13 protein-coding genes and 1 riboswitch are annotated in these 13,426 nt (G+C 36.3%); all 13 genes read right to left on the bottom strand.

Going from position 1 to position 13,426, the window contains the following annotated elements; genetic code table 11:
* Positions 1-111: 111 nt before the first annotated feature.
* Complete coding sequence (csrA, locus tag GXX20_10180) at positions 112-333, bottom strand: carbon storage regulator CsrA (GenBank protein HHW32020.1); 222 nt, start codon at positions 331-333, stop codon at positions 112-114.
* A gap of 60 nt (positions 334-393) precedes the next feature.
* Entirely contained in the window at positions 394-840 is a 447-nt protein-coding gene (locus tag GXX20_10175; GenBank protein HHW32019.1) for a flagellar assembly protein FliW, read from the bottom strand.
* Between the two features lie 12 nt (positions 841-852).
* Positions 853-1,773, bottom strand: coding sequence for a flagellar hook-associated protein FlgL (gene flgL / locus GXX20_10170; protein HHW32018.1), 921 nt, complete (start codon positions 1,771-1,773; stop codon positions 853-855).
* Between the two features lie 7 nt (positions 1,774-1,780).
* Entirely contained in the window at positions 1,781-3,391 is a 1,611-nt protein-coding gene (flgK, locus tag GXX20_10165; GenBank protein HHW32017.1) for a flagellar hook-associated protein FlgK, read from the bottom strand.
* A 6-nt stretch (positions 3,392-3,397) separates the two neighbouring features.
* On the bottom strand, positions 3,398-5,413 hold the full coding sequence (gene flgK, locus GXX20_10160; GenBank protein ID HHW32016.1) for a flagellar hook-associated protein FlgK: 2,016 nt from the start codon (positions 5,411-5,413) through the stop codon (positions 3,398-3,400).
* A 29-nt stretch (positions 5,414-5,442) separates the two neighbouring features.
* Complete coding sequence (locus GXX20_10155) at positions 5,443-5,943, bottom strand: flagellar protein FlgN (GenBank protein ID HHW32015.1); 501 nt, start codon at positions 5,941-5,943, stop codon at positions 5,443-5,445.
* Positions 5,944-5,954: 11 nt separating this feature from the next.
* A complete protein-coding gene (locus GXX20_10150) occupies positions 5,955-6,242 on the bottom strand; it encodes a flagellar biosynthesis anti-sigma factor FlgM (GenBank protein HHW32014.1) in 288 nt (95 codons plus the stop codon).
* A gap of 246 nt (positions 6,243-6,488) precedes the next feature.
* Positions 6,489-6,917 (bottom strand): MerR family transcriptional regulator, encoded by a 429-nt coding sequence (locus GXX20_10145; protein HHW32013.1) that lies wholly within the window; start codon positions 6,915-6,917, stop codon positions 6,489-6,491.
* 106 nt (positions 6,918-7,023) lie between these two features.
* Positions 7,024-7,689, bottom strand: coding sequence for a ComF family protein (locus tag GXX20_10140; protein HHW32012.1), 666 nt, complete (start codon positions 7,687-7,689; stop codon positions 7,024-7,026).
* A gap of 29 nt (positions 7,690-7,718) precedes the next feature.
* Positions 7,719-9,980, bottom strand: a complete 2,262-nt coding sequence (locus GXX20_10135) for an ATP-dependent RecD-like DNA helicase (protein ID HHW32011.1) — start codon at positions 9,978-9,980, stop codon at positions 7,719-7,721.
* Between the two features lie 106 nt (positions 9,981-10,086).
* Positions 10,087-10,449, bottom strand: a complete 363-nt coding sequence (locus GXX20_10130) for a hypothetical protein (protein HHW32010.1) — start codon at positions 10,447-10,449, stop codon at positions 10,087-10,089.
* 71 nt (positions 10,450-10,520) lie between these two features.
* Complete coding sequence (locus tag GXX20_10125; protein HHW32009.1) at positions 10,521-11,714, bottom strand: methionine adenosyltransferase; 1,194 nt, start codon at positions 11,712-11,714, stop codon at positions 10,521-10,523.
* Positions 11,715-11,856: 142 nt separating this feature from the next.
* A riboswitch (SAM riboswitch) is annotated at positions 11,857-11,962 on the bottom strand.
* Positions 11,963-12,233: 271 nt separating this feature from the next.
* Positions 12,234-13,223, bottom strand: coding sequence for a hypothetical protein (locus GXX20_10120; GenBank protein HHW32008.1), 990 nt, complete (start codon positions 13,221-13,223; stop codon positions 12,234-12,236).
* Positions 13,224-13,426: the final 203 nt, after the last annotated feature.

Genomic DNA, 13,426 nt, shown 5'->3' with positions numbered 1-13,426 from the left:
GGCATCCTTGCCCCTTTTTTATTTGAGTTATCCCGGCCGGGGTTTCTCTCACTTTATTTATCGTTAGTTACATATAAAAACTTTAGATGTATTTATGTTTTTTTATGAAAATCAAGGTTTTTTTAAAAGTTTTTGAATTGATTCAGGTTTTATTTGAACGGCTTTCCTGTTCTCCTCCTGAATTTCAAAGAAAATTTCTTTTCTATGCACCGATATATCCTTGGGAGCATTAATTCCTATCCGAACCTGGTCGCCCTGGATATCGATAATTGTTATTTCTATATTTTCACCTATTATTATGGACTGATCTTTCTTTCTGGTTAAGACAAGCATTACTTATTGCCTCCTGTCCAGGACGTCTAAAAGTCCGAGGTTTTTTACGCCTTTCGTTTCCTATTGTTTCTGACATTGGAGTAGTTCTAAAATATAGTGTCGCACACTGTAATCCTCTCTGTCAAGGATGACCTGCATACCCTTATTATTCTTTTGATTAATAATAATAGGCGCTCTGAGATTTACACTTATTCTTGAGACATCTTCAGGAACAACTACTATTGTATAGACTTTTACATCTTCCGGTTTTTCAATTTCAAGAGCTTGAATAGCAGACTCCTCAAGGTCAAATTCATAGTCTTTTTTGATATAAAACGGATTTATAATCACAAAAGCCAGATCAGGTTTTTCAACGCTCTGAAGCCACTTGAAAACCGTTTCATCCTGATCCTCTCCCAATAAAACATACTTTTTATAATCTTCAAAGCCCGGAATACCTTCATTAAAATTCAGGATACTTTTTTCCTCTATATCCACTACACCATAATATTTGGTTTCCAGCTTCATATCAATACTCTCCTATCTGAGGAAATCCACCAATGTAGGCATAATAATTCTGGCTCCTCCTGCCAGAGATGCCTGGTAGACATTCTCCTCACTTCTTAAATTTATTAAAACTTCTACCAGATCAATATCTTCATTTTCGCTCATCAGCTTAATAAAGTTTAAATTATCATTTTCCAACCTGGCAGCAGTAAGTTCCAGCCGGTTTTGCCTGGCTCCCACATCAGCCCTCACTCTTAAAACATTGTTCATTCCTTCATCAAGCCGTTCAAGACAATTATCTATAGCTGCCTGATCCCTGCTTTCAAGGGCTGCAATCAAATCATCGAATGTCCTGATAAGTTCTCCGGTTTCGGCAGACGGATTTGCCACCGCATTTTTACCGGCATTAAATAAATCTCCTCCCGTGACATTTATATTTATGTCATCACCAATACCTATTTCATACTTTATCATCTCACTGTTGTTTACATCTATGGCAAATTTTCCGGTTTCCTCATCTATAAGTTTCTTATCGGTTTTGAATCCTGAAAAAATATATCTTCCGGCATAGGTTGTATTACCCAAATGTATTAATTGGGTACGCAGCTGTTTTATTTCTGCAGTTATCTTACGGGCATCTTCTTCTTCCTGGATGCCGTTTGCTCCCTGTACCGTCAATTCCCTTGCCCTGTGAAGGACTTCACCTATACTGGCAAGGGTATTCTCGGTAATATCCAGCCAGGATTGGGCGTCCTTGACATTTCTTTTATACTGTTCAATTTCAGCCACATCTGTCCGAAGTTTCAAGGCTCTGGCAGCCGCTACCGGGTCATCGGAAGGCATTGATATTTTTTTTCCAGTTGCCATTTGTCTCTGAAGCTTTTCCATTCTTCCCAGGTTGCTGTTTATGTAATTTATCATATTATTTATCAGCATATTATTAGTAATTCTCATCTAATAATCACACTCCCAGCATGTTTATAAGGGTATCGTACAGTTCAGCAATTGTTGTTATCATTCTGGCTGAAGCATTATACGTATGTTGGAACCTTACCATATTGGCCATTTCTTCATCTATGGAAACACCAGACACAGAGGAACGCTGGCTGGTAATCTGATTCAACACAGCATTCATATTTTCTGTATATCTGACTGCCTGCTGGGAATCCACTCCCAGGGCAGTTATCAGAGATTTCATAAAATCTTCAGGAGCTCCTTCAGTAAACATACGCACATTGTGCCTCATGGAAATTAAGGTGTTAAGAACTACAATATTGCCCGTCTCCCCTTCTTTATCTGATGCAGCAATTGCATTGTAATCTTCCAGTATTTCCTTGCTTATACTAAAATTCTTAGCTGTAATATTGCTGTATATCTCATCAATATCATTTCCCAGAGCCAGAAAATCTCCGCTGCTTAAATATTCACCTTCAGCATTCATCATTGTAAAAAATCTTATTCCTGTTGCAGAGGTAAGGGGACCTTCTTCATCAGGATCAAGGCCATAGCCATCTGCATGTCCCGTTAATTTTTCTCCGGCAATTATTCCTTCATTGAAAGCTTTAGCAAATATTCTTACAAAGTTGCTTAACTGTTCCTGATAGTAGGGTATCCCTTTATAAGAAGGAGTTTTTGTCACTCCATCCAAACCAGGTTTACCTGCATTTCCATCCCTTACATCAAGAAGTCCTCTAAGTTCCCCTGATTTAATATCCAGGCTGTTTCCATTCTCCCACATTATGTCATACAGGCTGTCAATGTCTTCTTTATTAAGCTTTGCATCTCCATCTCTTTGAACAAGGGCAAGCTTTTCAAAATTATAATGGTCAACAATAGCCCTGCCGCCTATAGTCAGTACAAACCTTCTGTCTTCAACACCGTTAGCCAGCTTTCCTACAACTACTTCATTGGCCTCAACGTTGATTATTTTGGCCATCTTATCTACAAGCAAAGTCCTCTGGTCCCTTAAATCATTTGCTTTGCTCCCATCCAACTCGGCTGTATAAATCTGTTTATTAAGCTGGCATATTTGACTGGCTAAGGAATTAATCTCCTCCACCTTGGCTCTGATTCTATAGTTAATATCAGCCTGAAGTTTCTCAAAATTACTAGCAGTACTATTAAAGTATTTTGCCAGAGTTATGGCCTTCTGCTTTACCATTGCCCTTACCGATGGACTTCCAGGGTCTTTGGCAAGTTCCTGAAGAGAATTGTAGAAATCATTAAAAACCGTGGTAAATCCACTATCGGAAGGTTCATTAAAAGTTGCTTCCATTTCTGACAAAAGAGTTTTCTTAGTTTCCCATTCTCCGTAGGAAACAATTTCACTCCAATACTTATAATCAAGGTATTCATCTCTCATTCTGTCTATAGAAACCACTTCTGAACCTGTGCCAAGCATTCCTTTTCCATTATAGCCAGGTAGCGGGCAGGAAGCCTGCTGTATCCCAACCTGTCTGGAATATCCTGGTGTATTCACATTATTTAAATTATGGTTTATGATATTTAGATTTCTCTGAGAGGAATACAATCCCCTCAATGCTACGTTAAGACCAAAAAATGCTCCTCCCATAGTCTATCACCTGCCTGCCATACCCATACGGGTTATAATAGTGTCTATCATCTGATCTATCACATTAATGACTTTAGAAGCCGCATTATAGCCGTACTTATACTTCAGCATATTTGCCATTTCCTCATCAAGGGATACTCCTGCAACAGACTGCCTGTCATCATCTGCTGACTGGACAAGTGTGTACTGGTTCTTTACAGTTCTTTCAGTCTCTGCGCCATACATACCTATCTTAAGTATAATTGACTGATAATATTCACTGATGCTTAGAGTACCTGTTAAGTCCTCTATTAAAGGTTTATCTTTCAATTTGGCAATTTCAAGGGCAATAGTGTTGTCTCCCCTTTCTCCGTCAAAGGAAGCAGCAATATTATTTAAGTCAACAAGATTATCATTCAGCTTGATATTACCCATTTCCAGAGGATAATCAGGGTTAATTGCCACAAAGAAATCCTGCCCGTCGAGAGGAGGTACGTTCATGGTTTTTCCTTTTTTATGGAGACTGTTAATCTCCCTTGCCATTATATTTATAATAGCATTCAGCTGTTTTTTCAGTTCAGGTATTATACTATTTGTATTTTCAATTAAGCCTATCTTTTTATTTACATCAGTCTTTATGTCTGTCCCGATAATTCCTTCTGCCACATCCTGGGGATATATACTTCCATCTGAATCATGCACCAGGTCTTCCCATCCTGTTCCCGAGCTTGTGACTATATTAATTTTTATTCCAGTATTATCAATAATACTGCCATATGAGTCTGATTGGGCAGAATCAATACTGCTGTTGGTAAATACTACGGCATATTTATTTTCACTATCTCTGAAATTAATATTATTAAGCTCTCCGAATACAGCTGCAAAATTTTCAGTTGCTCCATCTGCTTGTACGGTAACCAGGCCAAGGTCCTGGATAAAACCGTCATATTCGCCTTTCCCATAGGTTTTTCTGGATAATACTGCATTTCCACTGGTAGTGATAAGAGTAACATTTACGTCAAGACCGGCCATATTTAATTCTTGAATATCTTTGATAATCTTTTCCTTTGCTTCCTCAAGGTCAACGCCTCCTGAATCTGATACATCAATTATGTAAGTAACATGGGTCATTACATTTGGCGTTCCGTTTTCAATACTTCCTCTCTTTCCTGACACTTCTCCCCTGGATTCCAGAAGCCCCTTAATTATGCCTCCGGAAACAGGAAGTTGCACATTTTTTCCTTCAAGAACAAGATTGTGGAAAATGCCTCCTGAACCGTCAAGCTGTGCAAGAATCCTGGTGCTGGTTCCCATTTGCACAAGGTAATATCCTCCTGTGGTAATATCAACCTGGCCATCCTGAGTTTCCACAACATTAACATTTATTAGTTTTGAAAGCCTGTCTATAAGGCTATTTCTCATATCCCGGTAGTCGTTAGCTTTATCACCGGCATTTTCGTACTTTGCTATTTTAATGTTTAATTCAGCAATTTGTCTGGTTATATTATTTATTTCATCAACCCGTAAAACTATCTCTGTATTTATATTGTTCTGGAGTCTGTCTAACTGCTCCCCCGTATGATTTATCAGATGAACAAGATTCTCAGCCTTTTGTACTAATAGGGCTCTTACAGTCAGGCTCTCTGGTTCCTTTGAAAGTTCATGCCAGGCATTAAAAAATTCGTTCATAGCATTCTGAAGCCCTTCATCTATAGGCTCTCCAAGAATTGCCTGTATATCGGACAATGTCTTATTTCTGGACTCCCAATATCCAAGTTCCATGATTTCCCGCCTGTATATATTATCCAGAAAAGCATGGCGAATTTGCCTGATTTCCTGGATATCCGCGCCCAGTCCTAATCTATATATTCCTCCGTTTCTTCCATATACAGCAGGTCCTATTTTTTCAGTCATCACGGCCTGCTGCCGCACATAACCCGGAGTATTGACATTAGAAATATTATGCCCTGTCACATATAGAGCCCGCTCATTGGCAATAAGCCCGGACCTGGCTATCTCATAACTGCCAAAACCAGATGCCATCGTTTTTCCCCCAAATTTTTATTTGTTAATCAGAGTTTTATATCAAGAAAATTCCTTTTGCCTGAAGGATTTACATGACCTGTGCTTCCATAACTGTTAATGCCTGTATCCAGTCTTGAAAGAATATTTATCGAAAAATCAATATACTCCAAAGAATTCTTAATGAGTTTTGAATTCAGATCATTCACGTTCATTAATTCATTTAACGTACCTTCTATTCCTTTCTTACAAATTCTTAACCTTTCTGCCTGCTCCTCATCAACATGAACTATTATATCACTTATTTTTAAATCCTGAGGAGGTATATTCAGGTATGATGAAATTTCCGATATAAGGTTTTCTCTGAGTTCTTCCAGTTTTCCCAATTGAACAATCAAAGATTGTTCGCTGCTGACTATTCTCTCCAAGTCGGATACTCTTCCCTCAATAATAACATTGGTTTTTTCCTTGGACATTTTAAGGATATCCTGGTAGATGGCTCTTTCCTGCTCAAGTATATCCGCTAGTTTTGAAATAAACCCGGTATACATATATCCTCCTTTCAGATCTTCTTGTCAATGAAAGATTTAAGCATTTTATCTGCAACATCCCTTCCATCTACCCTATAACCTGCAGAATTATACTTTCTTGCTAACTGTTCGATTTTTTCATGTCTTATATCAGGAACATTCTCCAGTGCTTTCTTAATAATCTGATAGTCTTTTGCCTGACCAGATATGGATACTACATCCTTCTTGGCAGATGTCGGAGTAGTACTCTCAACTTTGTTAATACTTTTTTGTTTGTCATATATCCCCAATATTCGGGGTACACCTTCCCATATTTTCATAAAACCACCACTCAAATATATTTATTTCTTAATGACACTATATATTTAACTTTATTTTATTAGTAACACTGTACACTTAATTCATTATTTTTTATTTATTAACAATTTTAAAACGTTAATATTAGCTATTATATTTATTTCCTAAAATAACACGGTATATTTTTTAACTACATAAAATATCATATTTAAACCATCATGTTTATTTCTTGATAATACTATCGGTATTTCCGAAGAAATTCTTAACAGTTACTTTTTTCTTTCATCTTTATATAAATATTTAATATTATGATTCTCTTTAGGATCAGCCTTATTGGTAATTGAGCCACTGATTTCACGTGATACCTTCTTTAGTTCTGTGGTTAAGTCAGATAAACAGTCTTTACAGAATCTACCCGACTTTATAGGCGCACCACAGTTTTCGCACTCTAACAAGAAGCTGTCGCTATTTCCTGCTATCTCCAGTCTCCCTTCCCTTAAGTATCTCTTTATTCTTTCTATACTAATGTCTAATTCCAGGGAAACCTGGGATAAAGTGGCGCCAGGATTGTTAAACAAATATTCTTTTAATCTCTTAAAATCTTCCTCTTCAATTTTTCTACACTCCTGGCAAAGAGGAGGATCTCCTACCAAATTAAATAATTTACCGCATCTGCGGCAATTTCTTATATTTAACATTATAAACACACCCCCACTTTCTTACTTTTTCGTCCCCTGGTTATATTACATTGCCGTTAAACAACTATAAAGTAAATAGTATGTATATATAAAATTATCGGTACTATTAGCCTGCAATTACAGCCCCAATTACTTTTGCCGCTCCAGCTTTCTTTAAAGCCCCCGCACATTCTTCAAGTGTAAAACCCGTTGTACATATATCATCGATCAATAATACTGTTTTATTAATTATTTGCTCAGAATTATTTACTAAAAAAGCATCTTTAACATTTAGATATCTTTCATTCCGATTTTTCAATAAACTTTGGCTACGGGTATTTTTTGTTCTTTCCAACAGCCGGGACATTTCTGCAATTCCAAGCTCCTTTGCCAATCGCCTGGATATAAGGAGTGATTGGTTATATCCCCTTTCGTTTTTCTTTCTTTTATGGAGAGGTACACTTATAATTATATCAATATTATTTAAATCCGTCATATTCTGAATTCTTTCAGCAAGCAGCCTGGCAAAAGTCCTGTAGTAGCCAGGTTTATTATAGAATTTAAACCTGATTAGTGAAGATTTTATAATACCTGAGTATTTGCATAGACATATTATTCGATCGATGCTATTCTTTGCAAATGCCATTAGTTTTTGTTCACAATACTGTTCACTGACAAAGGGAATACTGTTATAACACAAACTGCATATTTCCAACCTGGTTTTTATATCTAAAGGCTTTCCGCAAAATATGCATCTGGGTGGAAAAATAATTCTTATAAAATATTCTGCCACATCTTTAAACAAACCTGTTTCAGCCCTTTCTAAACGCAGCTGTCAAAGCTGGAAAGTTTAAACCCAAGATGTGAATATCTCAGGGTTTCTCTTTCATTTTTTATCATTTCATTCAAGGCTTCTTCTCCCCCTACAATTACCACTAGTTCTTTTGCCCTGGTAATTGCAGTATATAAAAGGTTTCTGGTCATAAGTACCTTGGGTCCCGGAAATACAGGAATTATAACTACAGGGAATTCGCTTCCCTGGCTTTTGTGGACAGTTATCGAAAAGGCTGGTTCTATTTCATCCAGCATAGTGTAATCATATTTTACAATACGCTCGTCGTCAAAAACAACAATTATGGTTTGTTCTTCTTCATCAATTTCACCAATTACTCCCCCGTCTCCGTTAAATACACCTGCGCCTTCCAATGAATCTCCAGAACCGGAAGTTGATATTTTTTCCCATTTAAGAGAATAATTATTTCTTATTTGCATTACCTTATCGCCTTCCCGGAATACAAATTTCCCGAAAGCCTTTTCCTTTTTATTTCTGTGACCGGGATTAAGTACTTCCTGGAGTATCTTGTTAAGGGATATACTGCCCAGAGGGCCCTTTCTCATCGGAGTTAATACTTGGATATGTGTCATTGGGTCATAACCGTATTTTTGAGGAAGCCTATATTTACATAAATCAATTATTGTATTTACTATGTCATCTCCATTGTTTCTATTTATAAAGAAAAAATCTTTTTCCCTTACATTAAGATAGGGTTGCAATCCTTTATTGATTCTGTGAGCATTTACAGTAATCATGCTCTCTTCTGCTTGTCTGAATATTTCGTTTAATCTAACGGTTTTTACAGCTCCGCTGGAGATAATATCTTTTAGTACATTACCAGGCCCTACCGAAGGAAGCTGGTCCACATCTCCGCACATAATGAGCCTTGCTCCTGCAGCAATAGCTCTCAATAGATAATCCATTATAAGGATATCAACCATGGACATTTCATCCACTATTATTACATCTGCCTCAATAGGATTATATTCATTTCTTGTAAAAGTAAGCTCACTTTCATTTTCTGCATAACCAACTTCCAGAAGCCTGTGAATGGTTTTGGCTTCATAACCCGAAGCTTCTGCCATCCTTTTTGCCGCTCTGCCTGTAGGTGCTGCCAGAGCTACTTTATATCCCATTTTATTAAATATTTTTATTATGCATTTAATAATTGTTGTCTTTCCTGTGCCGGGACCTCCCGTAATTACAAGAGCCCCTCTTGAAAGAGCTTCCTTTATAGCCACTTTCTGCATTTCAGCAAAAAATATATTTTCTTCTCTCTGGATTTCTTCAATGGTATCTTCCAATACTTTTGTTTCCATATTGAAAGATGTTGATGCCAGCTCTAAAATCCTTTTACATACTCCCAATTCAGCCAGGTATAAGTTGCTCAGATATATTCTCTGGCGGTCTTCATCTTTTTCAATATACACTTCTTTATCAAGTACAAGCGATATTAAGCCATTGTCGATTTCCGATTTGCCGTTTCTCTGAAGAGAATTTTCTGAATTTTCCATACCAATTCCAAGAAGTCTGATTACATTTTCTTCAAGGATATCCCTTGGAAGATAAGTATGTCCATCATATGCAGCCTGAGCCAATACATATTTTATGCAGCTTGTTATTCTGTTTTTAGATAAAGGATCTATTCCCAAACTCATCGCAATTTTATCGGCAACCTTAAAGTTAATTGCAAAATCCCGATTGACAAGTATATATGGGTTTGATTTAATTTTTTCTATTGTATTGTCTCCTAATACCCTGTATATCTTGGCAGAACAAGCGGCATTTATTCCATAATTCTGAAGGAACATCACTATGTTGGTTAAGGCTCTTTGTTCTTCAAAGGCTTGTCCAATACTTTCGGCCTTTTCGAGACTTATTCCTTTTATTTCGGCAAGTAAGGAAGGTCTGAATCTAATAACGTCAAGAGTTTCTTCTTTGAATCTATTTACAATTTTTTCCGCAGTTGCAGGGCCAACTCCTTTTATAATTCCGGAGGCTAGATATCTTTTTATATCTTCAACAGTCTGAGGGTAAATTTTCTCGTAATACTCAACCTTAAGCTGCTTGCCGTAATCAGGATGCATAACCCATTTTCCTGTTATTCTAAGTGTTTCTCCTACATTTACAAAAGGCAGATAACCAACTGCAGTTATTATATCTTTACCGCAAGCTATATCACAGACAGTATAACCGTTTACTTCATTTGTATAAACAATATCTTCGATAATTCCCTCTACTGTGGCCAAGACTTTCCCCTTAATTCCATATATTTTCAAAATTCTTGTGCTTTAAATTGCTATATTTCACAAAAATCTTTTTTCGTGTCCTTTTTAGTATATATGAAAAGAAAATCTATGAAAAGATATTGAAAATTTTTTCCCTTTCTTTTCCATCTATAATGTCAAGGCTCCCATACTCATATCTTAACTTGTGCAATATTTCTAAAGTCCTGTCGCCAGATCCCATATCTATAATTGTTAATATACCGTCTGTTATTGTTTTTCCCAAATAATCATCAATTATAATGTCTCTTACCGTTCCTTCGATGACGTCTTCAGCATTTTTAACAATTAAAGCCATTCTGACACCGGGATGCCTTTTCCTCTTGCGAAATTGCAACGAGCTGATTAGTATGTTTACTAGGGTTGCAGCTCCAAGAACAACTACAAAAATTGCTATAAGATATGTAAAAGCATCAAAAATAGTCCTAAGCATAAAAAAACCTCCTCCTATGCTTCTTCTATAATTCTATGAAGGGACATAGGAAGAAGTTCTTAACAATTTTTTTAAATCTTTTCGGCTTCTTTCCTCAGTATCTCGGCCTTATCAGTCTTTTCCCAGGTAAAATCTTCATCGTTTCTTCCAAAATGGCCGTATGTGGCGGTTTTTTTGTATATTGGCCTTCTTAGATTCAGCATTTCAATTATACCGGCAGGCCTTAAATCAAAGTTTGCCCTAATTAATTCTACTATTTTTTCATCAGATATTATGCCTGTCCCAAAGGTATCAACCATAACAGATATTGGCTTAGCAACTCCGATGGCATATGATATCTGTATTTCACATTTTTTTGCCAAACCTGCTGCTATAATATTTTTAGCAACATATCTTGCGGCATAGGAGGCAGAACGGTCAACCTTGGTGGGATCTTTTCCTGAAAAAGCCCCTCCTCCATGACGTGCATACCCTCCGTAAGTATCTACAATAATTTTCCTGCCTGTCAGACCTGAATCTCCCTGAGGACCTCCGATGATAAACCTTCCAGTTGGGTTTACCAGAATTCTGGTTTTATTATCAATTAACTCCTGAGGTATTACTTGCTTTATCACAGTTTCAATAATATCATCTTTTATTCTGGCACATTCCACGTCATTACTATGCTGGGTAGAAATAACTATGGTATCAACTCGAACTGGCTTTTGTCCATCATATTCCACAGTAACCTGGGATTTACCGTCAGGCCTCAGATAATCAAGAATTCCACTTTTTCGTACAACACTCAGCCTTTTTGTCAACTTGTGGGCAAGGGAAATAGGCATTGGCATTAATTCGGGAGTTTCATCACAGGCAAATCCAAACATCATTCCCTGGTCTCCTGCTCCAATGGCATTTATCTGATCATTGGTCAATTCTCCCTCTCTTGCTTCAAGTGCTTTATCAACTCCCATAGCTATATCTGGCGACTGTTCATCAATAGAAGTAAGTACTGCACAGGTATCACTGTCAAATCCGTATTTTGCCCTGTTATATCCTATTTCTCTGATTGTATTCCTTGCTATTTTAGGTATATCTACATAGCAGCAAGTGGTTATTTCGCCCATAACCAGCACAAGACCTGTAGTTACTGCTGTTTCACAAGCTACTCTTGCTTTTGGGTCTTCTGCAAGAATAGCATCAAGTACAGCATCGGATATTTGATCACAAATTTTATCAGGATGTCCTTCAGTAACTGACTCTGATGTAAATAGTTTTCTATTCATTTTCTTTTTATAACTCCTTATATCATATTTTTGATAAAATAAAGCAATTTCTTAAATATGTTTTCTAAATGTACCAAATAAATGTTTGGTTATAATTTTAATAAAAAACCCCTTCTGCATTAAGAAGAGGCTTACTTGCATCTCCTTATCTATCAGAATAATTCTATCCTGCAGGAATTGGCACCGTGCAATGTAAGCCGGTTGCCGGGTTTCATTGGGCTCAGTCCCTCCACCTCTCTTGATAAGGCACGTTTACTATTAAATTTTCTGCTTCAAACAACTTATATTGCAAATTTTATAACTTATACTGCAAATTACTGCAAATATCAATTATTAGCAATAATTAATCTCTTAATTTTTAATCCATTAATTATTTTTTTAAATATTTTAATATTTTATCATTAATAATCAAGCATTATCAATTTAACATATGCTTGTACAATAATCAAGAGTTTTTAGGATTTTTGACATCTCATTTTTGATTTATCCTCGATATGAAGCATATATCTAAAACATTCGTCAATCTTCTTCACCGAATTCTTCATCATATATCTCTTCATAATCCTCTTCTTCGTAATCTTCATAATCTTCAAAGTACTCATCAAGATCATCGGTATTTCCACCCAGGTCCAATATGGCATGGCGGAGTAAATCATATTCCTCTGATGATATCTCATCCAGATTTTTCTCAATATAGCCTCTAATAGCAGGAATAGCCCTGCCATCGCCATAGGTGGCTAATGCTTTTGCTTCTATAACTCTAAATTCGCTATTTCTAAATTGTTTTTTTAAAAAATTATATATATCCTCTGATTTATTATCATGACCAATCTTTGCAACTACATCAATCAGAAAAGGATAAAGTTTATCGTTCTGACCACTATTCTCTATCATATTAATAATAGAATTTAGTGCAGGCATACCTATATCAACCAGACTTCTTGTCAACACTGCATATGTATCTTCGTCAGTTTTTTCACTATCAAGTTGAGTAAAAATATTTAATATTGGGTTCAAATACTTGGGCAGAGCTGATATTCCCGCAATCTTAATAGCCGCCAGCTGTTGATTGTTAAGGCATTTGCTTTCATCTACCTGCATGTTTTCTAAAATTCTAAATAATTCGTCTGATATTGAATCCTTCAGTTCTATTATTTTGTTAACTAAAGATGGAACAAGAATTATATCTATATCAGTAGTAATAAAAGATATTATTTCAATAATCTCATTTACTGATTCCAAACTGCTAAAATATTCTTTGGGAGTAATTCCCTGGAGTTCAGCAATACCTTCATTCTCCCAGGTTCTAATAGTACCGGCTATCATTATATATGCCTCTGAGATTGCAGATATAGCTACATCGTAAAAAAGATAATAGGGATCATCTTCGTAATTCTTTAGCATTTGTTTTAATTGCTTTCTGGTGGATTTTACATGTCGATCTAGATTATACTTAATTTTTGAATTAAGATTCTCAGCAACAATTTTTGTTTTTTCGGTATTAGTCATATGTTTACTCCTATTATTTATAGCTTTCTTATTATTTTGTATATTATATAGTAATTATATTGAAAAGATAATGGTCCAGTCAAGTCCAAATTAGTGTGTAAATTACCTCGGTTGTTAAACGGTAGTTAATCAGCTAATAACCATAAGCTTTTATGCCGCGAAAGCTGTTGATAATGAGTACAGGGCATGTTAGGCTGGATTGC

The sequence above is a fragment of the Clostridiaceae bacterium genome (genome assembly GCA_012840395.1).
In the GTDB taxonomy this organism is placed as follows: Bacteria; Bacillota; Clostridia; order Acetivibrionales; family DULL01; genus DULL01.
Note: the sequence above shows the minus strand (reverse complement) of the source record. Positions and strands in the feature narration are given on the sequence as shown.